Source organism: Roseivivax sp. CAU 1753 (assembly GCF_054482575.1).
On sequence record NZ_JBTLRF010000004.1, the window covers coordinates 84,612 to 109,932 of the forward strand.

Sequence of the window (25,321 nt, forward strand, 5' to 3'; positions counted from 1 at the left end):
CCGGCGGGCTGAACGATTGACCATGCGGCCCGGGCATCTGCAACGATGTCCGGGCCGCGTTGTCTGCAACTTGCGGTCGCACGGGTCGCGCGGACACCGGAACAGGGCGTCAAGCGCGTCATCCCAAGCCCTTCGAGAACATATTTGCGACGCCCGCCATCATGCGCCGCGCCGCCGCTTGTTTTTCTGGCGTTGCGCGCCTGAATTGGCTAGGCTCGCGCCAGACCCGGAAAACCGGGCGTTCGAGGCAGATATTCAGGCGGTTTTTCCATGACCGAAATGGTTTACGGCACAGTCCGGGTGCGCGACAGCGAACCTGTGCTGCCGAAATGGTGGCGGACAATCGACAAATGGTCGCTGTCCTGCATCCTCATTCTTTTCGCAATCGGCATCCTGCTGGGCCTCGCGGCCTCGCCGCCGCTGGCCGAGCGGAACGGGTTCGATCCGTTCCATTACGTGCAGCGGCAGGCGGTGTTCGGCGGGCTGGCGTTGATCGCGCTTGTCGCGACCTCGCTGATGTCGCCGCTTCTGGTGCGCAGGCTGGCGGTGCTTGGCTTTCTGGCGGCCTTCGTGGCGCTGGCCTTCCTGCCGGTCTTCGGCACCGATTTCGGCAAGGGGGCGGTGCGCTGGTACAGCCTTGGCTTCGCCTCGGTGCAGCCGTCGGAATTCCTCAAGCCCACGTTCATCATCGTGGCCGCCTGGATGATGGCCGCCGCGCTCGAGATCGGCGGACCGCCGGGGCGTCTGTGGTCGTTCTTTCTGGTCATGGCCATCGTGCTGATGCTGGCGATGCAGCCCGATTTCGGCCAGGCCTGCCTTGTCCTGTTCGGCTGGGGCGTGATGTATTTCGTCGCCGGTGCGCCGATGTTCCTGCTGCTGGGAATGGCCGGCCTCGTGGTGATGGGCGGCATGTTCGCCTACAACAACTCCGAGCATTTTGCCCGTCGCATCGACGGTTTTCTCAATCCCGACATCGATCCGACGACGCAGATCGGTTACGCCACCAATGCCATCCAGGAGGGCGGGTTCTTCGGCGTCGGCGTCGGTGAGGGCCAGGTGAAATGGTCGCTGCCCGATGCCCATACCGACTTCATCATCGCCGTTGCCGCCGAGGAATACGGCCTCGTGCTTGTCCTGTTCATCATCTGCCTCTATGCGGGTGTCGTCGTCCGGTCGCTGCTGCGGCTGATGAAGGAACGCGACCCGTTTATCCGGCTCGCGGGGACCGGTCTGGCCTGCATGTTCGGCGTGCAGGCGATGATCAACATGGGGGTCGCGGTGCGGCTGCTGCCTGCCAAGGGGATGACGCTGCCCTTCGTGAGCTATGGCGGATCCTCGCTTATCGCGATGGGAATCTCGGTCGGCATGCTTCTTGCCTTTACACGCACGCGCCCGCAAGGAGAGATCGGTGATATCCTGCGCGGTCGGCTGCGCTGACCAGTCCGGCGCGCAAGGCAGAGGAGCAAGGCGATATGGGACAGGACGGACGTCCGCTTCTCGTCATGGCGGCGGGCGGCACCGGCGGGCACATGTTTCCGGCGCAGGCGCTTGCCGAAGTGATGCTGCGCCGCGGCTGGCGCGTCAAACTGTCCACGGACGCGCGCGGCGCACGCTACACCGGCGGCTTTCCCCATTCGGTCGAGATCGAAGAGGTCACGAGCGCGACCTTTGCCCGCGGCAATATCCTGGCAAAAGCGCTGGTGCCGTTCCGGGTGACCGGCGGCGTGATCGGCATGGCCAACCGGATGCGGCGCGATCGCCCCGACGTCGTCGTGGGATTTGGCGGTTATCCGTCGATCCCGGCGCTGGCCGCGGCCACGCTGTTGCGGTTGCCACGCATGATCCACGAACAGAACGGCGTGCTGGGCCGGGTCAACGCGATGTTTGCCAAGCGCGTCGATGCGGTGGCCTGCGGCACCTGGCCCACGGTGCTGCCCGAGGGTGTCGAGGCCGTGCATACCGGCAACCCGGTGCGGCTGTCGGTGCATGAGCGGCAGGGCGCGGCCTACATTTCGCCCGGCGATTATCCGATGTCGCTGCTGGTGATCGGTGGATCGCAGGGCGCGCGCATCCTGTCGGACGTGGTGCCGCCCGCGATCGCGGCCCTGCCGATGGAAACCCTGCGCCACCTTCGCGTCAGCCATCAGGCCCGTGCCGAGGATGGCCCGCGGGTGTCGGCGTTCTACGCCGAACAGGGCATCGACGCCGATGTGCAGCCCTTTTTCCACGATATTCCCGCCCGGATGAGCGAGGCACAGCTGGTGATCTCGCGCGCGGGCGCGTCTTCGGTGGCGGACCTGGCGGTGATCGGCCGCCCGTCGATCCTGGTGCCTTACGCCGCCGCCACAAGCGATCACCAGACCGCCAATGCCCGCGCCCTGACCGATGCCGGGGCAGCCATCCGCATTCCGGAATCGAAACTGACCATCGACGCCATGACCGATGCGATCCAGAGCGTGCTGCAGAACCCGGCGGGTGCATTGCAGATGTCGCAGGCCGCGCTGAGCGTGGCCAGACCCGACGCCGCGCTGCACCTGGCCGCCATGGTCGAAGCCCTGAAAGACAAGGAAACCGCCCGATGAATGCTGCCGCCGCCACCAAGTTGCCCACCGATGTCGGGCCGATCCATTTTGTCGGCATCGGCGGCATCGGCATGTCGGGCATTGCGGAGGTTCTGCTGAACCTGGGCTACAGCGTGCAGGGATCGGACCTGAAGGCGTCGAAGATCACCGAACGTCTGGAGAGCCTTGGCGCGCGCATCTACGTGGGCCAGAACGCCAAGAACCTCGCCGATGCCGAAGTGGTGGTGATCTCCTCGGCGATCAAGCCCGGCAATGTGGAACTGGATGCCGCGCGGCTCAAGGGGCTGCCGATCGTGCGCCGGGCCGAGATGCTGGCCGAACTGATGCGCCTGAAATCCAACATCGCCGTCGCCGGCACCCATGGCAAGACCACCACCACGACGCTGGTGGCGGAACTTCTGGTCGCAGGCGGCATCGACCCCACGGTGATCAACGGCGGCATCATCCACGCCTACGGGTCGAACGCGCGGATGGGGCAGGGGGAATGGATGGTGGTCGAGGCCGACGAAAGCGACGGCACCTTCAACCGGCTGCCCGCCACCATCGCCATCGTGACCAATATCGACCCCGAACACATGGAGCATTGGGGCGACTTCGAGCGATTGAAGAAGGGCTTCATGGATTTCGTCTCGAACATCCCGTTCTACGGGCTGGCCGTGTGCTGCACCGACCACGAAGAGGTGCAGCGGCTGGTGGGCCGCCTGACCGACAGGCGGGTGGTGACCTACGGGTTCAACTCCCAGGCCGATGTGCGCGCCATCAACCTGCGCTACGAGGCCGGGGTGGCGAAGTTCGACATCGCCCTGCAGGCCGAGGGCCAGGTGATCGAGGGATGCAGCCTGCCGATGCCGGGCGATCACAACGTCTCGAACGCGCTGTCGGCGGTGGCGGTGGCGCGGCATCTGGGCATGAAGACCGGAGAGATCCGTGACGCGCTGGCGAAATTCGGCGGCGTTAACCGCAGGTTTACCCGGGTGGGCGAAGTTGGCGGGGTCACGGTGATCGACGACTACGGTCACCACCCGGTGGAGATTCAGGCCGTGCTCAAGGCCGCGCGCCATGCGACCCGCGGACGGGTCATCGCGGTGCATCAGCCGCATCGCTATTCGCGGCTGGCGAACCTGTTCGAGGATTTCTGCGCCTGCTTCAACGAAGCCGACGTGGTGGCCATTGCCGACGTCTTCGCGGCGGGCGAGGACCCGGTTCCCGGTGCAAGCCGGGACGATCTGGTGGCGGGGCTGGTCCGGCACGGCCATCGCAACGCCCAAGCGATCAGCAACGAGGACGACCTCGAGGCGCTGGTCCGGGCGGAGGCAGGACCGGGCGACATGGTGGTTTGCCTGGGCGCGGGCACGATCTCGGCCTGGGCGAACAACCTGCCGAAACGGCTGGAGGGCTGAACGATGGCGCCTGCATTGCTGGCGGGATGTTTCTGGGTGATCGCGGCAACGATCGTCGCGTGCCTGCCGACGCGGCGGCAATATCTGCTCGGGGCGATCCTGATGATCGCGGCACCGGTGCTGCTGGTCTGGATCGGGCTGAGCATCGGTGCGATATGGGCGATCGCGGGGCTGGCGGCGTTTCTGTCGATGTTCCGCAATCCGGTGCGCTATATCTGGGGCCGTATGCGCGGGCAGGTGCCGGACGTGCCCGAATGAGCCTGTCATTGATACTGGCGCTGGTATGGGCGCTGACCGCCAATGTGCTGGCGATGATCCCGTCGCGCGACAATCACTGGACCCGGGCCTACGTGCTGATCGCGGTTGGCATTCCGCTGCTGGGATTTGTGACCTATCAGAACGGGCCGTGGGTCGGCCTGCTGGTCTTTGCCGCCGGCGCGAGCGTCCTGCGCTGGCCGATGCGTTATCTTGGGCGCTGGCTGCGGCGGCAGTTCCGCGCCGGCACATGAGGCGCGGGGCGGCGATGTCGGTTTTCCTGCGTATTTGGAAAATGGAAAGGCCGGCCGGGGGGGCTTGCGGTTCGAGCTGTGGCGCGGGACAAGACGCGGCATGACGCAGATGCCGCAAACCCGGGGCCGCCTGAGCCAGGCGCGTCCGCTTGCCGAACTGACCTGGCTGCGCGTCGGCGGGGCGGCGGACTGGTTCTTCCAGCCTGCGGACCTGGACGACCTTGCCGGTTTCCTGCGCGACCTGCCCGCGGATATGGCGGTGTTTCCGATGGGGGTCGGGTCGAACCTGATCGTGCGCGACGGCGGGCTGCGCGCCGTGGTGATCCGGCTCGGGCGGGGCTTCAACGGCATCGCGGTCGAGGGGACGCGGGTGCGCGCCGGGGCCGCGGCGCTCGATGCGCATGTGGCCAGGAAGGCGGCGGAGGCGGGTGTGGATCTGACGTTTCTGCGCACGATCCCGGGGGCCGTGGGCGGCGCGGTGTGCATGAACGCGGGCTGCTACGGCACCTATGTGGCGGATGTGTTCGTCGAGGCGACGGCGGTGACACGCGCGGGAGAGGTGGTGACGCTGACGGCGCGGGACCTCGGGTTTCGCTATCGCCAGACGGATCTGCCCGAGGGAATGGTGATCGTCGAGGCGGTTTTCGAGGGGGCGACCGGCGATCCCGAGGCGCTAGCCGCGTGCATGCGGGACCAATTGGCCAAGCGCGACGCGACACAGCCCACGAAGGACCGCACCGCGGGGTCGACCTTCCGCAACCCGGCGGGGCATTCCTCGACCGGGCGGGCCGATGACGTGCATGACCTCAAGGCCTGGAAGGTGATCGACCAGGCGGGCATGCGCGGTGCCCGGCGGGGTGGCGCGCAGATGAGCGAGAAACACCCGAACTTTCTGGTCAATACCGGCAACGCGACGGCGGCGGACCTGGAGGGTCTGGGCGAAGACGTTCGAAAAAAGGTTTTCCAAACCAGTGGAATAGAGCTAGAGTGGGAAATCATGCGCATCGGTGAACCGGCGCGCGTGGAAGAGGGCGAAAAGCCCCACGAACAGGATCGCGGCCCCAGGCAGGTGTGACGCGATACAACAAGGGGCAAAGCCCCGCACAGAGGCAGTTTTGGGGATGTCGAGCAGGGCACACCCCAAGGTGACGGTAATAATGGGCGGACCTTCTGCGGAGCGGGAGGTGTCGCTGAGTTCCGGCAAGGAATGCGCCGCCGCTTTGAGGGCAGAAGGTTTTGACGTGATCGAGGTCGATGCGGGCCCCGATCTTGTCACGCGTCTGACAGAGACTTCCCCGGATGTGGTCTTCAATGCGCTTCACGGCAGGTGGGGCGAGGATGGCTGCGTGCAGGGACTGCTGGAATGGCTGCGGCTGCCCTACACGCATTCGGGTGTGCTGTCCTCGGCGCTGGCGATGGACAAGGAACGCACCAAGCAGGTCTACCGCGATGTCGGGCTGCCGGTGGTCGAGAGCCGCCTGGCCCCGAAGGCCGAGGTGATGGCGGCGCATGTGATGACGCCGCCCTACGTGGTCAAGCCCTACAATGAAGGATCGTCCGTCGGGGTCTACTTGGTCGAGGCCGAGGACGCAGCGCCGCCCCGCCTGTCGGATGACATGCCCGAGATCGTCATGGTCGAGGCGTTTGCGCCGGGCCGCGAATTGACAACGACCGTGGTGGGCGATCGCGCCCTGTCGGTCACCGACATCATCACCGACGGCTGGTACGACTACGACGCCAAGTACAAGCCCGGCGGATCGCGCCACGTGGTGCCTGCCGAGGTGCCCGGCGACGTGTTCGACGCCTGCCTCGAATATGCGGTCCGGGCGCATGACGCGCTTGGTTGCCGCGGCGTCACGCGCACCGATTTCCGCTGGGATTCGGAGCGCGGCCTTGACGGGCTGGTGCTGCTTGAGACCAACACCCAGCCGGGCATGACGCCCACGTCGCTGTCGCCGGAACAGGCGCAGGCGGTCGGCATGACCTTCGGGCAGCTTTGCCGGTGGATGGTGGAGGATGCCTCATGTCAGAGATGACACGCTTCGATCCGGCCCCCTCGCGGTTGAAATACCGCGTCGAGCGGATGATGTTGACACCGCTGTACCGGCTGCTTCTGCGCGTCGGCCTGCCGTTCGCGCTGGCCTTCGGGGCGGCAAGCTGGTGGCTGTCGATCGACGGAAACCGCGAGATGATCGCGCTGGCCTGGGCGGATGCGCGCGCCGCCATCGAGGAACGGCCCGAATTCATGGTCAAGCTCATGGCCATCGACGGTGCCGACGCGGAGATTTCCGAGAGCATTCGCGCCGTCGTGCCCGTCGATTTCCCGGTGTCGTCCTTTGATCTGGACCTCGATGCGATGCGGCAGACCATCGTCGGGCTCGATGCGGTGAAAAGCGCCAGCATCTTCGTGCGACAGGGCGGCATCCTGCAGATCAACGTTCGCAAGCGCGAGCCGGTGGTGCTTTGGCGGACCGAGGCGGGTCTTGAGCTGCTTGACCGCGAGGGCGTCATGACCGGCACCGTGGCGGCGCGCGCAACACATCCGACATTGCCGGTGATTGCCGGTTCCGGGGCCGATCAGCACGTCAACGAAGCGTTGCGCCTGATGGCTGCCGCGGGGCCGCTGCATCACCGTGTGCGCGGACTCGAACGCATGGGCGAGCGGCGCTGGGACATTGTTCTGGACCGGCGCCAGCGCATTCTGTTGCCCGAAACCGGTCCGGTACGCGCGCTGGAGCGCGCCATCGCGATGGATCAGGCGGTCGACCTGCTGGAACGCGACATCGTCGCGGTCGATCTGAGATTGAGAGAGCGGCCCACGCTCCGAATGACACAAACCGCGCTGGAGGACCTCTGGCGCATCCGGCAAATCGAGACAGGGGACTGACAACGCCATGATCGAGCTCTATGAATCCCAACGCGCTATGCGCAACATGCGCAAGGCCGCGATGCAGCGAGGGGTTGTGGCGATCCTTGATGTGGGATCTTCCAAGATCGCCTGTCTGATCCTGCGCTTCGACGGCACGACACGCGACATGGAAGCCGAGGGCGTCGGATCGCTGGCCGGGCAATCGGGGTTTCGGGTGATCGGCGCGGCGACAACGCGGTCGCGCGGCGTCCGTTTCGGCGAGATTGCGGCGATGGGCGAGACCGAGCGCGCGATCCGAACCGCGGTGCAGGCGGCACAGAAGATGGCGCAGATCCGGGTCGATCATGTGATCGCGGCGTTCTCCGGGGCCGAGCCGCGGTCCTACGGGCTTGCCGGGCAGGTCGAGCTTGAAGGCACCCAGGTCAGCGAACAGGACGTGGCGCGCGTGTTGTCGGCCTGTGACGTGCCCGATTTCGGCGATGGCCGCGAGGTGCTGCACGCGCAACCGGTGAACTTCGCGCTCGATCACCGGTCGGGTCTGAGCGATCCGCGCGGGCAGATCGGGCAGGACCTGGCAACCGACATGCACATGCTGACGGTCGACGCCATGGCGATCCAGAACCTCGCGCATTGCGTCAAGCGGTGCGATCTGGAACTCGCGGGGCTTGCCTCCTCTGCCTATTCGAGCGGGATCGCGGCGCTGGTCGAGGATGAGCAGGAGCTTGGGGCGGCCTGTATCGATCTGGGCGGCGGGGCCACGGGGCTGTCGATCTTCATCAAGAAGCACATGATCTATGCCGATGCGGTGCGCATGGGCGGCGATCACATCACATCCGACATTTCCATGGGCCTGCAGGTGCCGATGGCCACCGCCGAACGGATCAAGACTTTTTATGGCGGCGTCGTCGCCACCGGCATGGACGACCGCGAGATGATCGAGATCGGCGGCGAGACCGGCGATTGGGAACATGACCGCCGCACCGTCAGCCGGGCCGAGCTGATCGGCATCATGCGGCCACGGGTCGAGGAGATCCTGGAGGAAGTGCGCGCCCGTCTGGATGCGGCGGGGTTCGACCACCTGCCAAGCCAGCAGATCGTGCTGACCGGCGCGGGCAGCCAGATCCCCGGCCTCGACGGGCTGGCCGCGAAGATCCTCGGGCAGCAGGTGCGTCTCGGGCGGCCGATGCGGGTGCATGGCCTGCCGCAGGCCGCGACCGGGCCGGGGTTTGCCAGCGCCGTGGGGCTGTGCCTCTTTGCCGCGCATCCGCAAGACGAATGGTGGGACTTCGAGATCCCGGTGGACCGGCTGCCCGCGAAGTCGTTTCAGCGCGCGGTCAAATGGTTCCGGGACAACTGGTAAACGCAATATGTCGGTAGATCGGCGAAATACCGCAAACAACTGCCCAGAAAATGCCACATTTGGTAGGAAATTGCAGTTTTCTTAGTGACGAAACGCGCTTCCGGCGTTAATACTTGGGGAAAATAGGCGAAAAAGGGCCAGAAATCGGTCCACAACAATCAGGCGGATTAGCGATGACTTTGAATCTTTCCGTGCCCGGGCACGACGAGCTGAAGCCGCGCATCACCGTGTTCGGTGTGGGCGGTGCTGGCGGCAATGCCGTGAACAACATGATCGAGAAATCACTCGTCGGATGTGATTTCGTGGTCGCGAACACGGATGCGCAGGCGCTTCAGCAAAGCCGGGCGCATACCAGCATCCAGCTTGGTGTGAAGGTGACCGAGGGTCTGGGCGCAGGCGCACGCGCCAGCGTCGGTGCCGCGGCAGCCGAGGAAAGCATCGAGCAGATCGTCGATCACTTGGCCGGCGCGCATATGTGCTTCATCACCGCGGGCATGGGCGGGGGCACCGGCACCGGCGCCGCGCCGATTATCGCGCAGGCGGCGCGCGAACTGGGTGTGCTGACCGTCGGCGTGGTCACCAAGCCCTTCCAGTTCGAAGGCGCGAAGCGGATGAAGCAGGCCGAGGACGGCGTCGAGGCGCTGCAGAAGGTCGTCGATACGCTGATCATCATTCCCAACCAGAACCTTTTCCGCCTCGCCAATGAGCGCACGACCTTCACCGAGGCCTTCTCGATGGCGGACGACGTGCTGTACCAGGGCGTCAAGGGCGTGACCGACCTGATGGTCCGCCCGGGCCTCATCAACCTCGATTTCGCCGACGTCCGTGCCGTCATGGACGAGATGGGCAAGGCGATGATGGGCACCGGCGAGGCCGAGGGCGAGGATCGCGCGATCCAGGCCGCCGAGAAGGCCATCGCGAACCCGCTGCTCGACGAGATCAGCCTGCGCGGCGCGAAGGGCGTTCTGATCAACATCACCGGCGGGCACGACCTGACACTGTTCGAACTCGACGAAGCGGCCAACCGCATCCGCGAGGAAGTGGACCCCGAGGCGAACATCATCGTCGGCTCGACGCTGGACGACTCGCTGGAAGGTCAGATGCGCGTCAGCGTCGTGGCCACCGGCATCGATGCCTCGGAAGGGGCCTCGGAAATGGCGGTTCCGCGCCGCAAGCTGTCCGAGCCGCTCAAGCAGCAGGCGTCCCATCCCGAGCCGCGCGCCGCCGAGCCGGAGCCTGCACCCGCGGTTGCCGCGCAGTCGCGTGAGACCTACGAAGACGAAGAGCCGTCGCTGTTTTCCGAGATCGACAGCCAGCGCGCCGCCGCGGAAGACGAGATGGAGCACATCTTCGAGGACGAGCGCGCAGCCGAGCCGGACGACGGTCTGCCGCCCCCGGCCTATCAGCCGCGCGTGGCCGAGTTCCAGCCGCAGTCCGATACAATGGACGCCAACCCCGAAGCCTTCATCGCACCGCGCGCGCAGGCTGCCGGAACGCCGTCGGCCGATACGCTGGCCCGGCTTCAGGCCGCGGCGGACCGGGCACGCGAAGAGGCACCTGCACGACCGGCCCCGCGTCCGCAGGCCGCGGCGCAGGCCCGTCAGTCCGAAGCCGACAAGCCGCGCTTCGGGATCAATTCGCTGATCAACCGCATGACCGGTCATGGCCAGGAAGCGGCGGCACCCGCGCGTCGGGCCCAGCCTCCGATGCATGCGCGCCAGCCCGATCCGGTTGTCGACCAGCACGAGGACGAAGATCAGGACCGGATCGAGATTCCGGCCTTCCTGAGGCGGCAAGCGAACTGATCCGACCTCACAAACGAGCCAGAACGCCCCCGAATTTCGGGGGCGTTTTTCGTTTGTTATCCGTAATTTAGGGTGGGTAGGCGGGGGTCCGCCCAAATGTTACAGGGCATGTTTCAACCGGTTGCAATACTTGATTTGAGCCCGCCGCCCGGGGCGACTAGTTCATCAGTCAACAACACGAACCATGCGCCGTTCCCGGTGCGTAAAGGGGTTACATTGCAGACCACGCTCAAAGCGCCGATTTCATTCGAAGGCCACGGTCTTCATCTGGGCCGCCCGGTCCGGATGACCGTTCGGCCTGCGATGGCGGAGCATGGCATCTGGTTCAAGCGTGTCGACATCTCGCTCGGCGATACCCTGGTGCCCGCCCGCTGGGACGCGGCGGAACGCACGCCGCTGTGCACCCGCATCGTCAACCGCGCCGGTGTGTCGGTGTCGACCATCGAACACATCATGGCGGCGCTTGCCGGGTGTGGCATCCAGAACGCAATGATCGAGATCGACGGACCGGAAGTGCCGATCCTCGATGGCAGCGCCGCCCCCTTCGTCAAGGCCATCCTCGCACGCGGTCTGCGCAGCCTGCACGCGCCGGTCCGCGCGATCGAGGTGATGAAGTCGGTCACAGTCGAGACCGCAGGCGGCTGGGCGCGGCTGGAACCGAGCCGCACGCCTTCGATGGAATTCCACATTGATTTCGAGGACGCCGCCATCGGCGCGCAGGCAAAGCGCCTGAACCTCGTCAACGGAGCCTTCGTGCGTGAGCTGTGCGACAGCCGGACGTTCTGCCGCCTGAGCGACGTCGAGGCGATGCAGGCGCAGGGTCTGGCGCTTGGCGGCACCTACGAGAATGCGGTTGTCGTCGACGGCGACAAGGTGCTGAGCCCGGGCGGCCTGCGCCACGCGGACGAGGCGGTGCGGCACAAGATGCTCGACGCGATGGGCGATCTGGCATTGGCCGGTGCGCCGATCCTCGGGCACTATACCGGTGTGCGCGCCGGGCACTCGATGACGAACATGCTGCTCGAGGCGCTGTTCACCACCGAAGGTGCCTATCGCATGGCCGACTGTGACAGCGTGACGCGCGCCTATCTGCCGGGTTTCGGTGTCGTTCTGGACGAGGTTCCGGCGGTCGCCTGAGTTGCCTTTCGCCACGCCATCCTGAAATGCCGTTAAGGCGTTTTGCCCCGGAAATTTATGTGCTAGGACCGGATGACAACCGGGCGTCAAGGCCCTCTGAGACGGACGAAGGTGAGCGGGCATGGCAGGGGGCGCATCGGTGAAATCGGCACTCGTGGCTGGGTGTCTTGCGTTGTCGCTGTCGGGCTGCGGCGCGGCCAGTTCCGTGAGCAGCAGCGTCGGCAACTTCTTCAGCGGCGGCCAGCCGAAAGCGTCGGACCAGCCTCTCGAAAACTTTACCGCCCAGCAGATCTTCGAGCGCGGCGAATTCGAGCTGGATCGCAACCGTCCGGATGACGCCGCAGAGTATTTCGCCGAGGTCGAGCGGCTGTATCCCTATTCCGACTTCGCCAAGCGCGCGCTGATCATGCAGGCCTTCGCCTACCACCAGGATCGCGATTACGAGAACAGCCGGTCCGCGGCGCAGCGCTATATCGATTTCTACCCGCTCGACGACGATGCCGCCTATGCGCAGTACCTTCTGGCGCTGAGCTATTACGACCAGATCGAGGAAGTGGGCCGCGATCAGGGTCTGACCTTCCAGGCGCTGCAATCGCTGCGCACGGTTATCGAGCGGTATCCCGAAAGCGAATACGCGCGCTCGTCGATCCTGAAGTTCGACTTGGCCTTCGATCACCTCGCGGGCAAGGAAATGGAGATCGGGCGCTACTATCTCAAGCGTCAGCACTACGCCGCCGCGGTCAATCGCTTCCGGGTCGTGGTCGAGGATTTCCAGACCACCACGCACACGCCCGAGGCGCTGCACCGGCTGGTCGAGGCGTATCTGTCGCTGGGCCTGACCGACGAGGCGCAGACCGCCGGCGCGATACTGGGCTACAACTACCAATCGACCGAATGGTATCAGGACAGCTTCGCGCTGCTGACGGGGCAGGGGCTCGAGATGCGGGCGCGCGGCGAAAGCTGGCTGGCGCGGATCTATCGCCAGACCGTCAAGGGCGAATGGCTTTGAGGCGGGCGGGCCACGGCCCGGCCTGACGGACAACCTTCATGCTTCGAGCGCTCGAAATCCACGACATGCTGATCATCGATCGGCTGAGCCTGACGTTTCAGCCGGGTCTCAACGTGCTGACCGGGGAAACCGGGGCGGGCAAGTCCATCCTGCTCGATGCGCTGGGCTTCGTGCTGGGCTGGCGCGGGCGCGCCGAACTGGTCCGGCAAGGGGCGGCGCAGGGCGAAGTCATGGCGGCGTTCGATCTGTCGCCGGACCACCCCGCGCGGGCCATCCTGGAGGATGCGGGTCTGCCGGTCGAGGACGACCTGATATTGCGCCGGGTCAATGCACGCGACGGGCGCAAGACCGCCTGGGTCAACGACCGGCGCTGTTCGGGCGAGGTGCTGCGGCGGCTGTCCGAGACGCTGGTGGAACTGCACGGCCAGCACGACGACCGGGGCTTGCTCAACCCGCGCGGACACCGGGTGCTGCTGGACGCCTATGCGGACGCCGAGGCGGCATTGACCGATACGCGCAGGGCATGGCGGGCAAGGGCCGAAGCGGCGAAGGCGCTGGCGCAGGCCGAGGCGGATCTGGCCGAGGTGCGTGCCGAAGAGGAATTCCTGCGCCATGCGGTTGCGGAACTGGATGCACTGGCACCGCAGCCCGGCGACGATGCAGAGCTGGATGCCGCGCGCCGCAAGATGCAGGGGGCCGAGAAGATCCGCGACGATATAGCCCGCGCCCACCAGATGCTGTCAGAGGCGGCGGAGGGGGCGATGGGCGAGGCGCTGCGCTGGCTCGAGGGCGTGGCCGACCGGGCGGACGGCGCGGTCGATGCGCCGGTTTCGGCGCTGGAGCGGTCGATGGTCGAGCTGGGGGATGCGGTGTCGGGGATCGAGGCCTGCCTCGACGATCTGCGCTTCGACGCAAGCGAGCTGGAGGCCGTCGAGGAGCGGCTCTTTGCGATCCGGGGCCTTGCGCGCAAGCACGGGGTGTCCCCGGACGCGCTGCCGGAGTTTGCCGAGACCTTGCGCGGGCGGCTCGACCGGCTGGACCGCGGTGCCGACGACGTCGGCGCGCTGAAACGCGCACTGAAAGAAGCCGATGCCGACTACGACGCGGCAGCGGCGGCGCTGTCGGAACGGCGGCGCGCGGCGGCGCGGCGGCTCGATGTGGCGGTGACGACGGAGCTGGCGCCGCTGAAGATGGAGCGCGCGGTCTTCGAAACCGAGATCGGCCACGCCGAGCCCGGCCCCGACGGGCGCGATGCGGTGGCCTTTACGGTGGCCACCAACCCCGGCGCGCCGTCCGGCCCGCTGAACAAGATCGCCTCGGGCGGGGAGTTGAGCCGGTTCCTGCTGGCGCTGAAGGTTTGTCTGGCCGAGGGCGAGGCCGGGCGCACGATGATCTTCGACGAGATCGACCGCGGCGTCGGCGGGGCCACGGCGGATGCGGTCGGGCGCAGGCTTGCGGCACTGTCCCACGGCGGGCAGGTGCTGGTCGTCACCCATTCGCCGCAGGTTGCCGCGCTTGGTGCGCACCATTGGCAGGTCGCCAAACACGTCCGCGACGATGTCACCACCTCGACGGTCACCGCCCTCGATGCGGACGAGCGCGAGCACGAGATTGCCCGGATGCTCGCGGGTGACACGGTCACCAGCCAGGCGCGGGCCGCGGCGCGGGCGCTGTTGCAGGGATAGCGCATCGGTCCCAGCCCCCCTTTCGCGCGATGTGGCGAATGGCTTATGGATGGGCATCATGCCCGAAACCCCATCGCGACAGATCACAGAACCCGCCTTTCTATCACGTCAGTGGCGCAGCCTGAGTTCCAGCGCCGGACGCGGTTGGGACCTGCTGCGCCACGAGGGGCCGGGACAGGTGCAGTTCTGGTTCATCGCTTTGCTGGTCGGCATCGCGGCGGGCTTTGCCGCCATCGGTTTCCGGCTGGCGATCGAGAAATTGCAGACCGCGCTTTACGGCATCGAGGACCCCAACCTTCTGGCGAGCTTTGCCGAGACGCTGCCGTGGTACTGGGTCATGACGATTCCGATCCTGGGCGGTATCACCGTCGGTCTGATCGTGCATTTCTTCACCCCGGACGGGCGGGTGCGCACCGTGTCGGACGTGATCGAAGGGGCCGCGCTCAACGATGGGCGGGTCGAGAAGAAGGCGGGCGTCGCGTCGGCGCTGTGTTCGTGGATCACCTTGTCGACCGGCGGATCGTCGGGGCGGGAAGGACCCGTGGTGCATATCGCGGCGATGATCGCGAGTTGGGTGTCGAACCTGTTGCGGGTGGACGGCATTACCGGGCGCGACCTGTTGGGCTGCGCGGTGGCTGCCGCCGTCTCGGCCAGTTTCAATGCCCCGATCGCGGGTGCGCTGTTTGCGCTGGAAGTGGTGTTGCGGCACTTCGCCCTGCACGCCTTCGCGCCCATCGTGGTGGCCAGTGCCGCGGGTACCGTGATCAACCGGCTGACCTTCGGGGACGTCACCGAATTTCGCCTCGCCGGGACCACGACGGTTGAGTTCTACCTCGAGTTGCCGGCCTTCCTGCTTCTCGGGCTGCTGGCAGGGCTGATCGCGGCCGTGACCATGCGCGCGATCTTCATGGCCGACGATTGGGGCACCGAGTTGCAGCGCCGGCTGGGCCTGCCGCTTTTCCTGCGCCCCGCGGTGGCAGGGGTGCTGCTGGGGGCGCTTGCGATCTTCTATCCGCATATCATCGGCGTCGGATACGAGACCACGTCGCTGGCGCTGACCGGCAACCTGCTGACCCACGAGGCAATCATTTTCGTCGTGCTCAAGGTGGTGGCGGTCGCGATCACGCTGGGCGGGCGGATGGGCGGCGGCGTCTTTTCGCCTTCGCTGATGATCGGGGCGCTGACCGGGCTGGCCTTCGGGCTGATTGCAACAGGGATCTTTCCCAATCAGTCGGGCTCTTCGACGCTCTATGCGCTGGCGGGCATGGGGGCGGTCGCGGCGGCGGTGCTGGGCGCGCCGATCTCGACCACGCTGATCGTGTTCGAACTGACCGGCGACTGGCAGACCGGGCTGGCGGTGATGGTGTCGGTTTCGATGTCGACCTCGGTGGCGTCGCGACTGGTGGACCGGTCGTTCTTTCTCAGCCAGCTCAGGAAGCGCAACGTGCATCTGGCCGCCGGGCCGCAGGCCTATCTGCTGACGATGTTCGGGGTCTCGGGCGTGATGCGCAAACCGACCGATCTGAAGGCTGCCGACGCGGAAGCCTGCCAGACCATGATCGAGCAGGAACTGTTCGTGAACGCCAGCTCGACGCTCGAGACGGCCCTGCCCATGTTCGAGAAGTCCGGCGTCGCGTTCCTGCCCGTGGTCAAGCGCGACGCGGAGTCAGACGTGCCCGTCATGCAGGGCGCCCTGTTCCATGTCGACGCGCTCAAGGCCTATAACCGCGCGCTGGCGGCCACCGCCGCGGAAGAACACAGCTGACCCGTGGCGGCACGCGGCGCTCGTGCGCCACTGTCCTGCCAGCAGACGCCCGATGGTCGGCACACGGCCCTAGCCGCGGCCCCCAGGGCAAGCCGATCAGAGCTGTTCGACCGCCACGCCATCCTGCACATGGAACGCCAGGTATTCCTTGATGTCAGCCGCGTTTTCGCCTGGTTCCTCGTAGGTCCAGACCGCGTCGGCATAGGTCTTCGATTTCGACATGATCGAATAGTAATGCGCGACGCCCTTCTTCGGGCAGGTCGTCGTCTTGTCGGTCCGGTCGAGGAACGCCATGCCGATATCCTGGCGCGGAAAGTAGATCACCGGCGCGTGCCCGGTTTCGTGAAGTTCCAGCGCCGCGCTGCTTTCACCAAGCACTGCCCCCCCGGCCCGGACCACCCAGGTGCCCTCGGCGGGGCGGATCGTGATATCATTCGTCATCGCAGTCTTCCTCGTTGTTTCGTTTTGTGGCCCGCCTTGGCGACCGTCGGGCTTGGACCGGATCGCGTCACAGCGGTGCTGTCGCAGCCTCGAGCCAGTCGCGCGTTTCAGCGTCTAGCGCATCCGCCAGCCGTGCCCGGCACGTTGCGTGGTAGGCATCAAGCCAGTCGCGCTCGTCCCGGGTCAGCATTTCGGCGACAATCAGGCGCCGGTCGATCGGCACGTAGGTCAAGGTCTCGAAGGACAGCATCTTCTCGACAGTCTGGCCCGGCAAGCCGACTGCCGGTTGCACCACGACAAGATTCTCGATCCTGATACCATAGGCGCCTTCGCGGTAGAAGCCGGGCTCGTTCGACAGGATCATGCCCGGCTGCAGGGCGACCGTGCCGGTGCGCGCGATGCGCTGCGGGCCTTCGTGTACGCACAGATACGCGCCGACGCCGTGGCCGGTGCCGTGGCCGTAATCAAGGCCCGCCTGCCACAGGGCCGCGCGGGCAAAAGGGTCGATGTCACGCCCGGCCAGCCCTTCGGGCCAGCGCAGCAGGCTCACTGCAATCAGCCCCTTGAGCACGCGGGTGAAGGTCTGCCGCTCTTCGTCGCCAACGCTGCCGATGGCCATGGTGCGGGTGATGTCGGTGGTGCCGTCGCGATACTGCCCGCCGGAATCGACCAGCAGCAACTGGCCGTCGCGAAGCGCCGCGTCGGTTTTTTCGGTGACGCGGTAATGCACGATGGCGCCGTGCGGCCCCGCGCCCGCGATGGTCTCGAACGAGATGTCGCGCAGGTCTTCGGACTGGCGACGAAAACCTTCCAGCCGTGTGACAACGTCCGTTTCCGTCAACGCGCCCGGGGCTGTCCGATCGAGCCATGCCAGAAAGCGGCACATGGCGATGCCGTCGCGCAGATGCGCGGCGCGCGCGCCGGCGATCTCGGTCTCGGACTTGCAGGCCTTGGGCAGGATGCAGGGATCGTCGGCCCGGTGCACGGGCACCTCCGCGGCCTCGAGCGCATCCGCCACCGCCAGCGGGCAGGAGACCGGATCAATTCCGACACAGCCGTCGAGACCCGCAAGCTGTGTCAGAAACTCCGACGGCGCGGCGACTGTCACGCTTGCCCCCAGATGGCCACCCAGTCCCTGCAGCTTCTCCTCGGCCATGAACAGCGTGACCCGGCCGGTGCGGTGCAGGATGGCAAATCCGTGCGCGACCGGGTTTCTCGGAATGTCGCTGCCGCGGATATTCAGCAGCCATGCAATGCTGTCCGGCAGGGTCAGAACGAAGTGATCGGCGGCACCCAGCGCCCGGGCCAGCCGCCCGATCTTGTCGGCATGGGGTTCGCCGGCAAGGTCGAGCGGGTGCACCGACACCGCGCCCATCGGCGGGCCCGGCTGGTCGTCCCAGATGCGGTCGACCAGGTTGTCGGTCCGCAGGATCCGCGCTGTCGCAAGCTCTGCCGTCAGCCGGTCGGCCTGATCGACGCTGACCAGCCACGGATCGATGCCGATGGCCGCATCGGGGGGCGCGGTCTTGTTGATCCAGGCCGCAAGCGACACCTCCGGCCAGTCGACCGGCGTGAACTCATCGGCAACCTGCGCCCGGACCTGCACCCGGTAGCGACCATCGACAAAGACCCCCGCGGCCTCGGCCAGAACCACGCAGTGCCCTGCGGATCCGGTGAACCCGGTCAGCCAGGCCAGGCGGTCGTCCCTCGGGGCCACGTATTCCCCCTGGTGCGCGTCGGCCTTCGGCACCACGAATCCATCCAGGCCGTTGCGATCCATTTCGCACCGAAGCGCCGCCAGCCGCGGCGGCCCCTGCTCGGGCCGCGCCGTTTCCGCAAAGCTCTGAAACGCTGCGCTGTCCGTGCCGCTCATGCCCCTGCCCCCGTCTTTCCATTTTCCAAATACGCAAATCCCACGCTGCCAGCCGTCCCGACCGGCGGCAAGGGGGCCGGGGGGGGGGGGGGGGGGGAGGGTCGGGTCGGCGTCAAGCCGATCCGAAACCCCTGATCACGATGCGCGTTTCATGCCCAACAGCCGGGCACGGGCGCGCGGGTCGCTGTCAAACAGCGACGCCAGCTGTTCGGTCATCGCTCCGGCCAGTTGCTCGACATCCGTGATGGTCACCGCGCGGTCGTAATAGCGCGTCACGTCATGGCCGATGCCGATGGCCAGCAGCTCGACCTGGCGGCGGCGCTCGACCATGGCGATGACGTCGCGCAGGTGTTTTTCCAGGTAATTTGCGGGATTGACCGACAGCGTGCTGTCATCGACCGGCGCGCCGTCGGAAATCACCATCAGGATGCGCCGCGCCTCGGGTCGCCCCGCAAGCCGCCGATGCGCCCATTCGAGCGCCTCGCCGTCGATGTTTTCCTTCAAGAGGCCCTCTTTCATCATCAGACCGAGGTTGGCCCGCGCCCGTCGCCAGGGCGCGTCGGCGGCCTTGTAGATGATGTGGCGCAGGTCGTTCAGCCGTCCGGGTTGCTGTTCGCGGCCCGAATTGAGCCATTTCTCTCGGCTTTGGCCGCCCTTCCACGCCCGGGTCGTGAATCCGAGGATCTCGACCTTGACGTCGCAGCGCTCGAGCGTGCGGGCCAGGACGTCGGCGCAGATCGCCGCGATCGAGATCGGCCGTCCCCGCATGGAGCCGGAGTTGTCCAGAAGCAGGGTCACGACCGTATCGCGAAATTCCATGTCCTTCTCGACCTTGAAAGACAACGGTGTGGTCGGGTTCGAAACGACCCGGGCAAGCCTGCCCGCATCGAGTATGCCTTCTTCTAGGTCAAACTCCCACGAACGGTTCTGCTGCGCCTGCAGGCGACGCTGCAGCTTGTTGGCCAGCCGCGACACGGCGCCCTTCAGCGGATCGAGCTGCTGGTCGAGATAGGCGCGCAAGCGTTCGAGCTCGGCGGGCTCGGCCAGTTCCTCGGCCTTGATCTCCTCGTCGAATTCGGCGGTGTAGACGCGGTAGTTGGGATCGGCATCCGACACCGGCTGGGGGGCCGGCGGCTCCATCGGGGATTCGCCCTCGGGCATCTCGACCTCATCGGCCTGATCCTGATCGCCCACATCCTCCATTGAGACCTGCGCCTGGCTGGCGTCCTGGGTCTGTTCCTGGCTTTGCTCGGGGGAGGCGTCGGCGTCTTCCTCGCCGCTGTCCTCGTCGCCCTGGTTCTGGTCGTCCTGTTCCTCGCCGCCCTCGTCGGCGTCATCCTGCGACTCGTCGTCGAGATCGTCGGGATCGTCGCCAAGCTGGTCGCCATAGCCCAGATCGGTGATCATCTTGCGGGTGAAGCGGGCGAACTCGGACTGATCGGCCAGTTTGTCGCCGAGATTGTCGAGCGTGGTGCCGGCCTGGTCCTCGATGTGGTTGCGCCAGAGATCCATGACGTTCTGCGCGCCGGGCGGCAGATCGCGACCGGTGGCGAGATGGCGGACGAGGTAGTTGAGCGCCTGCGGCAGGGGCACGTCCGAGGCGTCGCGGATCTGGTCATAGCCCTTGCGGAGCGCCTCATGGCCGATCTTGGCGTCGATATTGCCCGCGGTGCCCGGCATGTCCCGCGCGCCCATCGCCTCGCAGCGGGCGGTTTCCATCGCTTCGTAGATCTCGCGGGCCATGTCGCCCTGCGGCGAGTATCGCGCATGGGTGCCCGCGTCGTGATAACGGCGATAGAGCGCCAGCGCATCGGCGGTGCCGCGGGCCAGCAGCACCTCGTCGCGGCCCATCCGGCGCGAGACCTGCGGCAGGCGCATGGCGTCGCCCGACACGCCCGACGGATCGACCGTGTAGCTGACGGTCAGGTCGGGGTCGTGGGCCATCACCTTGGTGGCCTCGGCGAGCGCCTTCTTGAACGGATCGGCGGGATTGTCGGAGCTTTTTGACATGGCCTCTTTTTCCTTCGTGCACCGCGGAAACGCAAGGGGCGCTCGGAGCCTTGCGCGACACTGGTCTTGCGCGACACTGGACGCGCAGGCCCTGCGCTGCAAGCATGGGAACGGGGGCCGCGCCGCGGCTCGTTCGAGACATGCGGCCCGCCGCTGTGCAAGGCGCCCGCAAGCGGGCGACGAGAGGCGCTGCCTCTCGTGCTCTCCGGAGTATTTTCGGTCCGATCGTGAGGGCACGGCGTTTTGCGGCATCAACGCGGGGGCCCCGGCCACAAGGGACTTGCAAAAGCGGCGTGGCTCGCGCACTCGGGGCGGCATGAATTTGTTGTTTCTCGGAGATGTCATGGGCCGCGCGGGCCGACAGGCGGTCAGCGACCGCTTGCCCGCCCTGCGCGAGGCCTGGAAGCTGGATTTCGTCGTGGTCAACGGGGAAAACGCGTCCAACGGGGCGGGGCTTACCACGGCGCATGCGAAGCTGCTGTTCGAGGCCGGGGCGGATTGCGTGACGCTGGGCGATCATGCCTTCGACCAGAAGGACATGTTGCAGGGCGTCGAGGCGGATACCCGGATCATCCGGCCCTTGAACTTTTCCAAGGTGGCCCCCGGACGCGGGTTTCGCCTGTTCGAGGACCGGCGCGGCCGCAAGGTCCTGGTCGTGCAGGTTCTGGGGCAGGTTTTCATGAAGCGGCCCTTTGATGATCCGTTCAGTCATCTCGAGCGCGTTCTCAAGGCCCATCCGCTGGGCGGTCAGGCCAAGGCCATCCTTGTCGACGTGCATTGCGAGGCGACGTCGGAGAAGATGGCGATGGGGCATTTCTGCGACGGCAAGGCGAGCCTTGTGGTCGGAACCCATACCCATGTGCCGACGGCGGATGCGCAGATCCTGCCGCGCGGCACCGGCTTCATGTCCGACGCGGGCATGTGCGGCGACTACGATTCGGTGATCGGCATGGACAAGGAAGAGCCGCTGCGACGCTTCATCACCGGCATGCCCAAGGCGCGGTTCCAACCGGCGCTGGGCGCGGCCACGCTGTCGGGCGTCTATGTGGAGACCGATGACCGCACCGGCCATGCCACCCGGATCGCGATGGTGCGCCAGGGTGGTCGGCTGGAACAGGCCGGGCCCGAGGCACCGCGCTGACGCACCGCCTTGTCGGCGCGCCTGACACTCGTCAATATGGCACGATGATCGCGGCGGGATAGCAGAACGCATGGAGATTTTTCAGTTCGGCCAGGAAACGGCGGCCTATGTCACCATGGGTGTGATCCTCGTGATGTTCGCGCTGTTCGTGTCCGAGATCTACCCGGTCGAGGTGGTCGCCATGGGGGGTGTTGCGACGCTTCTGGTGCTGGGCGTTCTGCCCTATGACAGCGCGCTTGCGGTGCTGTCGAACCCCGCGCCCTGGACCATTGCCGCGATGTTCATCGTCATGGGTGCGCTGGTGCGCACCGGCGCGTTGGACGCCTTTACCTCCTATGCGCAGTCGCGCGCCGAGAAGCACCCCAAGTCGGCGATGATCGGGATCATGGCGGTGGTGGTCCTGGCCTCGGCCTTCATGAACAACACGCCGGTCGTGGTCGTCATGCTGCCGATCTTCGTGCAATTGTCGCGCACGTTGGGCGTGGCCCCGTCGAAACTGCTGATCCCGCTGAGCTATGCGGCCATTCTTGGCGGCACGCTGACGCTGATCGGCACCTCGACCAACCTGCTGGTCGATGGTGTGGCACGTGCCCGCGGGCTCGAGCCGTTTACCATCTTCGAGATCACACCGCTGGCGATTGTTCTGGTTCTTGTCGGGATGGCCTATCTGTTCGTGCTCGGGCCGATTCTGCTGCCCGACCGGACCAGCATGGCGGGCATGTTGTCCGACCGGTCGCGGATGAAATTCTTTACCGAAGTGGTCATTCCGCCCGACTCGAACCTGATCGACCGCGACGTTCTGAGCGTGCAGCTGTTCAAGCGCGACGGGGTGCGGCTGGTGGACGTGATCCGGGGCGACGAGTCGCTGCGACGCAACCTGAAGGCGGTGACGCTGGCGGTCGGCGACCGCATCGTGCTGCGCACCCAGATGACCGAGATCCTGAGCCTGCAGCGCAACAAGTCGCTGAAGCGGGTCGATCAGGTCTCGTCGGTGGAGACGACGACCGTGGAGGTGCTGATCACGCCGGGCTGCAAGATGGTCGGGCGGTCGCTGGGTGCATTGCGGTTGCGGCGGCGCTTTGGCGTCTACCCGCTGGCGGTACACCGGCGGAACCAGAATATTGGACGGCAACTGGACGAGCTGGTGGTGCGGGTCGGCGATACGCTGTTGATCGAAGGCACACCGGACGACATCAAGCGGCTTGCGGACGAGATGGCGCTGGTCGACGTCGCCCAGCCCTCGGCGCGGGCGTTTCGGCGCAGTCATGCGCCGGTTGCGCTGGGCGCGCTGGCGGGCATCGTGGTGCTGTCGGCGCTGGGCATGGCACCGATCCTGGCCCTGGCCATCGTCGCGGTGGCGGTGGTGCTGCTGACCCGGTGCATCGATGCCGACGAGGCGTTTTCCTTCGTCGAGGGGCAGTTGCTGGCGCTGATCTTCGCCATGCTCGCCATCGGAGCGGCGCTGGACGAGACCGGCGCGGTCGAGATGATCGCCAACTGGGTTGCCCCGTGGATGCGCGGATTGGACGGCGTGTTCGTGGTGCTCGCGGTGTTTTTCCTGACCAGCATCCTGACCGAACTGGTTTCCAACAATGCGGTCGCCGTGGTCATGACCCCGATCGCCATCACGCTGGCCGACGTGCTTGGCGTCGACCCGAGGCCACTTGTGGTGGCGGTCATGGTGGCGGCGTCCTGCGCCTTTGCCACGCCGATCGGGTATCAGACCAACACGCTGGTCTATGGCCCCGGGGGCTACAGCTTTACGGATTTCATTCGTGTCGGCGTGCCGATGAACCTGGTGATCGGCATCGTGGCGTCGTTCCTGATCCCGATGCTCTGGCCGCTCACGCCCTGAGGTCGTCTGTCCGGAGGGCCGTGCGCCCCTGTAAGACAATCCGGACGTCCTTTCCGTAAAACCAATCGAACATCGCGAGACGACGGGAAGCCCGGCGGCATTGTGCCGGATGGCGGTTCTGGCGGTGTTCCGGTCTGCGGACCGCCCTCAAGAAAGGATCGAGCATATGAGCCTGATCACCCCAGAGATCCGCGCGTCGGCGCTGGAAGAGGAACGGGAGGAGTTCCTCGAGACACTGGCTGAACTGCGGATGGCGCTGAAGGACCTCAGACAGAAGGTGCGCGCCGACGAAATGACCAAAGAGGACAAGGCACAGGGCAAGCGCATCCTCGAAGAGGCGCGTTACTGGCTCAGACAACTGCGCGAAACGGAGGCAGAACTTGTCAAGATCGAACGCGAAAAGGCCGGTATCGCCGGGGCCTGGGGCCTCGACCTCGAAAAATCCAGAGAAGAGCTGCGCTGCCGTCTTGCGCGATTGCCGCAATGCGGCTGTGCGCGCGGGGAGCCTGACTGAACTGGGCGTCGGCACCCAGATCGCGCTGCCCTACCTGTTCGAGGTCTGGGCGATGGCGCACCAGGTCCCGCCCGAGGGCGCGTGGAAAAGCTGGGTGATCATGGGCGGGCGCGGTGCGGGCAAGACCCGCGCCGGGTCCGAGTGGGTGCGCGCGCAGGTCGAGGGGGCACGACCCCTCGATCCTGGCCGCTGCCGCAGGATCGCACTGCTGGGGGAAACGCTGGACCAGGTGCGTGAGGTCATGGTGTTCGGCGACAGCGGCATCCTGGCCTGCTGTCCGCCCGACCGGCGACCGAAGTGGCTGGCGACGCGGCATTGCCTGGTCTGGCCCAACGGTGCCGAGGCGATGGCGTTTTCGGCGCATGAGCCGGAAGCGCTGCGAGGCCCGCAATTCGACGGGGCCTGGGCGGATGAGCTGGCCAAGTGGAAAAAGGGCGAAGCGGTTTGGGACATGCTGCAATTCGCCCTGCGGCTCGGGACCCATCCGCAGGTCTGCGTGACCACCACGCCGCGCAATGTCGCGGTGCTGAAGGACCTGCTGGGCCGCAAGACGACCGCTGTCACCCATGCCGCGACCGAGGCCAATCGCGCCAACCTCGCGGCATCGTTCCTTGAGGAAGTGCAGACGCGCTATGGGGACACGAGGCTTGGACGGCAGGAACTCGACGGACTGCTGATCGAAGAGGCGGAGGGCGCGCTCTGGACATCGGGCATGATCGAGGCGGGGCATGTGGAACGCCCGCCCGAGATGGTGCGCGTGATCGTGGCGGTGGATCCACCGGCGTCGGGGCATGCGGGGTCGGATGCCTGCGGGATCATCGTGGCGGGCGTGACCGGCGATGGGGTGGCGGTGGTTCTGGAGGATGCCACGGTTCAGGGTGTCCGGCCCGCCGCCTGGGCGGAGGCGGCGATCGCGGCAATGGCGCGGTGGCAGGCCGACCGGCTGGTCGCCGAGGTCAACCAGGGCGGCGACATGGTCGAGGAGGTGCTGCGCTCGGTCGATCCGGATGTGCCGGTGACCAAGGTCCATGCGGCGCGCGGCAAGGTTGCGCGGGCCGAACCGGTGGCGGCGCTTTACGAACGCGGGCACGTGCGGCACCTGCGGGGTCTGGGCCAGCTCGAGGACCAGATGTGCCGCATGACGCAGACCGGGTATGACGGCAAGGGATCGCCCGACCGGGTCGACGCGCTGGTCTGGGCGCTGACCGATCTGATGCTGCGCAACACCCGCAAGGCGCGCCCTGGCCTGCGGGGGTTGTGACTGGGCGGCGGGGTGTTGCGCCCCGCCGGACGCCCCGAACGCACCCCTTAACCGCCGTTAACCCCCGATCTCTAAACCTCATTTCATCGGCTGAGGGGTCAACGC

21 protein-coding genes are annotated in these 25,321 nt (G+C 66.5%); 18 read left to right on the plus strand and 3 right to left on the minus strand.

Translation table 11 applies throughout. The features are described from left to right. Positions 1-270: 270 nt before the first annotated feature. The 14 genes from ftsW to ACXYMN_RS10240 all read left to right on the plus strand — a co-directional run bounded on the left by ftsW (position 271) and on the right by ACXYMN_RS10240 (position 16,121). On the plus strand, positions 271-1,437 hold the full coding sequence (ftsW, locus tag ACXYMN_RS10175; protein WP_459013505.1) for a putative lipid II flippase FtsW: 1,167 nt from the start codon (positions 271-273) through the stop codon (positions 1,435-1,437). 35 nt (positions 1,438-1,472) lie between these two features. Continuing rightward, complete coding sequence (locus ACXYMN_RS10180) at positions 1,473-2,582, plus strand: UDP-N-acetylglucosamine--N-acetylmuramyl-(pentapeptide) pyrophosphoryl-undecaprenol N-acetylglucosamine transferase (RefSeq protein ID WP_459013506.1); 1,110 nt, start codon at positions 1,473-1,475, stop codon at positions 2,580-2,582. Then, positions 2,579-3,982: a UDP-N-acetylmuramate--L-alanine ligase gene (gene murC / locus ACXYMN_RS10185; protein ID WP_459013507.1), complete on the plus strand. Its 1,404-nt coding sequence runs from the start codon at positions 2,579-2,581 to the stop codon at positions 3,980-3,982. Before ACXYMN_RS10180 ends, murC begins: the two co-directional genes overlap by 4 nt. Before the next feature lie 3 nt (positions 3,983-3,985). Continuing rightward, positions 3,986-4,240, plus strand: coding sequence for a DUF2484 family protein (locus ACXYMN_RS10190; protein ID WP_459013508.1), 255 nt, complete (start codon positions 3,986-3,988; stop codon positions 4,238-4,240). Further along, positions 4,237-4,491, plus strand: a complete 255-nt coding sequence (locus tag ACXYMN_RS10195) for a DUF2484 family protein (protein WP_459013510.1) — start codon at positions 4,237-4,239, stop codon at positions 4,489-4,491. Before ACXYMN_RS10190 ends, ACXYMN_RS10195 begins: the two co-directional genes overlap by 4 nt. A 100-nt stretch (positions 4,492-4,591) precedes the next feature. After that, complete coding sequence (murB, locus tag ACXYMN_RS10200) at positions 4,592-5,566, plus strand: UDP-N-acetylmuramate dehydrogenase (RefSeq protein ID WP_459013511.1); 975 nt, start codon at positions 4,592-4,594, stop codon at positions 5,564-5,566. Between the two features lie 46 nt (positions 5,567-5,612). Next, complete coding sequence (locus tag ACXYMN_RS10205) at positions 5,613-6,527, plus strand: D-alanine--D-alanine ligase (RefSeq protein WP_459013512.1); 915 nt, start codon at positions 5,613-5,615, stop codon at positions 6,525-6,527. Beyond that, positions 6,515-7,378, plus strand: a complete 864-nt coding sequence (locus ACXYMN_RS10210) for a cell division protein FtsQ/DivIB (protein ID WP_459013513.1) — start codon at positions 6,515-6,517, stop codon at positions 7,376-7,378. The genes ACXYMN_RS10205 and ACXYMN_RS10210 overlap by 13 nt, the downstream gene beginning before the upstream one ends. A gap of 7 nt (positions 7,379-7,385) precedes the next feature. Further along, positions 7,386-8,720, plus strand: a complete 1,335-nt coding sequence (gene ftsA, locus ACXYMN_RS10215) for a cell division protein FtsA (RefSeq protein WP_459013515.1) — start codon at positions 7,386-7,388, stop codon at positions 8,718-8,720. 173 nt (positions 8,721-8,893) lie between these two features. Next, positions 8,894-10,525: a cell division protein FtsZ gene (gene ftsZ / locus ACXYMN_RS10220; RefSeq protein ID WP_459013516.1), complete on the plus strand. Its 1,632-nt coding sequence runs from the start codon at positions 8,894-8,896 to the stop codon at positions 10,523-10,525. Positions 10,526-10,741: 216 nt separating this feature from the next. Beyond that, the gene (gene lpxC, locus ACXYMN_RS10225; protein WP_459013517.1) at positions 10,742-11,662 is read left to right on the plus strand and encodes a UDP-3-O-acyl-N-acetylglucosamine deacetylase; all 921 of its coding nucleotides are present in this window, start codon (positions 10,742-10,744) and stop codon (positions 11,660-11,662) included. A gap of 121 nt (positions 11,663-11,783) precedes the next feature. Further along, positions 11,784-12,671 carry an outer membrane protein assembly factor BamD gene (locus ACXYMN_RS10230; protein WP_459013518.1) on the plus strand — a complete coding sequence of 296 codons (888 nt, stop codon included), beginning with the start codon at positions 11,784-11,786 and terminating at the stop codon, positions 12,669-12,671. Between the two features lie 38 nt (positions 12,672-12,709). After that, the gene (gene recN / locus ACXYMN_RS10235) at positions 12,710-14,356 is read left to right on the plus strand and encodes a DNA repair protein RecN (protein ID WP_459013519.1); all 1,647 of its coding nucleotides are present in this window, start codon (positions 12,710-12,712) and stop codon (positions 14,354-14,356) included. Between the two features lie 58 nt (positions 14,357-14,414). Continuing rightward, a complete protein-coding gene (locus ACXYMN_RS10240) occupies positions 14,415-16,121 on the plus strand; it encodes a chloride channel protein (RefSeq protein WP_459013520.1) in 1,707 nt (568 codons plus the stop codon). A gap of 96 nt (positions 16,122-16,217) precedes the next feature. Here ACXYMN_RS10240 and ACXYMN_RS10245 read toward each other — a convergent pair whose 3' ends face one another. The 3 genes from ACXYMN_RS10245 to cobT form a co-directional block, all read right to left on the minus strand. Next, entirely contained in the window at positions 16,218-16,562 is a 345-nt protein-coding gene (locus ACXYMN_RS10245; protein ID WP_459013521.1) for a DUF427 domain-containing protein, read from the minus strand. 67 nt (positions 16,563-16,629) lie between these two features. Then, a complete protein-coding gene (locus ACXYMN_RS10250) occupies positions 16,630-18,435 on the minus strand; it encodes an aminopeptidase P family protein (protein ID WP_459013522.1) in 1,806 nt (601 codons plus the stop codon). 135 nt (positions 18,436-18,570) lie between these two features. Further along, entirely contained in the window at positions 18,571-20,445 is a 1,875-nt protein-coding gene (gene cobT / locus ACXYMN_RS10255) for a cobaltochelatase subunit CobT (RefSeq protein WP_459013523.1), read from the minus strand. Between the two features lie 316 nt (positions 20,446-20,761). Between cobT and ACXYMN_RS10260 the strand changes: the two genes are divergently transcribed. The 4 genes from ACXYMN_RS10260 to ACXYMN_RS10275 all read left to right on the plus strand — a co-directional run bounded on the left by ACXYMN_RS10260 (position 20,762) and on the right by ACXYMN_RS10275 (position 25,216). After that, positions 20,762-21,586, plus strand: a complete 825-nt coding sequence (locus ACXYMN_RS10260) for a TIGR00282 family metallophosphoesterase (protein ID WP_459013524.1) — start codon at positions 20,762-20,764, stop codon at positions 21,584-21,586. Between the two features lie 115 nt (positions 21,587-21,701). After that, positions 21,702-23,441 (plus strand): SLC13 family permease, encoded by a 1,740-nt coding sequence (locus ACXYMN_RS10265; protein WP_459013808.1) that lies wholly within the window; start codon positions 21,702-21,704, stop codon positions 23,439-23,441. Positions 23,442-23,607: 166 nt separating this feature from the next. After that, positions 23,608-23,955, plus strand: coding sequence for a hypothetical protein (locus tag ACXYMN_RS10270; RefSeq protein WP_459013525.1), 348 nt, complete (start codon positions 23,608-23,610; stop codon positions 23,953-23,955). Beyond that, the gene (locus ACXYMN_RS10275) at positions 23,933-25,216 is read left to right on the plus strand and encodes a DNA-packaging protein (RefSeq protein ID WP_459013526.1); all 1,284 of its coding nucleotides are present in this window, start codon (positions 23,933-23,935) and stop codon (positions 25,214-25,216) included. Before ACXYMN_RS10270 ends, ACXYMN_RS10275 begins: the two co-directional genes overlap by 23 nt. Positions 25,217-25,321 lie beyond the last annotated feature (105 nt).

Bases quoted from the DNA above. Each gene is read 5' to 3' on its own strand.
- ftsW (WP_459013505.1), top strand. From the start codon at position 271: ATGACCGAAATGGTTTACGGCACAGTCCGGGTGCGCGACAGCGAACCT.
- ACXYMN_RS10180 (WP_459013506.1), top strand. From the start codon at position 1,473: ATGGGACAGGACGGACGTCCGCTTCTCGTCATGGCGGCGGGCGGCACC.
- murC (WP_459013507.1), top strand. From the start codon at position 2,579: ATGAATGCTGCCGCCGCCACCAAGTTGCCCACCGATGTCGGGCCGATC.
- ACXYMN_RS10190 (WP_459013508.1), top strand. From the start codon at position 3,986: ATGGCGCCTGCATTGCTGGCGGGATGTTTCTGGGTGATCGCGGCAACG.
- ACXYMN_RS10195 (WP_459013510.1), top strand. From the start codon at position 4,237: ATGAGCCTGTCATTGATACTGGCGCTGGTATGGGCGCTGACCGCCAAT.
- murB (WP_459013511.1), top strand. From the start codon at position 4,592: ATGACGCAGATGCCGCAAACCCGGGGCCGCCTGAGCCAGGCGCGTCCG.
- ACXYMN_RS10205 (WP_459013512.1), top strand. From the start codon at position 5,613: ATGTCGAGCAGGGCACACCCCAAGGTGACGGTAATAATGGGCGGACCT.
- ACXYMN_RS10210 (WP_459013513.1), top strand. From the start codon at position 6,515: ATGTCAGAGATGACACGCTTCGATCCGGCCCCCTCGCGGTTGAAATAC.
- ftsA (WP_459013515.1), top strand. From the start codon at position 7,386: ATGATCGAGCTCTATGAATCCCAACGCGCTATGCGCAACATGCGCAAG.
- ftsZ (WP_459013516.1), top strand. From the start codon at position 8,894: ATGACTTTGAATCTTTCCGTGCCCGGGCACGACGAGCTGAAGCCGCGC.
- ACXYMN_RS10230 (WP_459013518.1), top strand. From the start codon at position 11,784: ATGGCAGGGGGCGCATCGGTGAAATCGGCACTCGTGGCTGGGTGTCTT.
- recN (WP_459013519.1), top strand. From the start codon at position 12,710: ATGCTTCGAGCGCTCGAAATCCACGACATGCTGATCATCGATCGGCTG.
- ACXYMN_RS10240 (WP_459013520.1), top strand. From the start codon at position 14,415: ATGCCCGAAACCCCATCGCGACAGATCACAGAACCCGCCTTTCTATCA.
- ACXYMN_RS10245 (WP_459013521.1), bottom strand. From the start codon at position 16,562: ATGACGAATGATATCACGATCCGCCCCGCCGAGGGCACCTGGGTGGTC.
- ACXYMN_RS10250 (WP_459013522.1), bottom strand. From the start codon at position 18,435: ATGAGCGGCACGGACAGCGCAGCGTTTCAGAGCTTTGCGGAAACGGCG.
- cobT (WP_459013523.1), bottom strand. From the start codon at position 20,445: ATGTCAAAAAGCTCCGACAATCCCGCCGATCCGTTCAAGAAGGCGCTC.
- ACXYMN_RS10260 (WP_459013524.1), top strand. From the start codon at position 20,762: ATGAATTTGTTGTTTCTCGGAGATGTCATGGGCCGCGCGGGCCGACAG.
- ACXYMN_RS10265 (WP_459013808.1), top strand. From the start codon at position 21,702: ATGGGTGTGATCCTCGTGATGTTCGCGCTGTTCGTGTCCGAGATCTAC.
- ACXYMN_RS10270 (WP_459013525.1), top strand. From the start codon at position 23,608: ATGAGCCTGATCACCCCAGAGATCCGCGCGTCGGCGCTGGAAGAGGAA.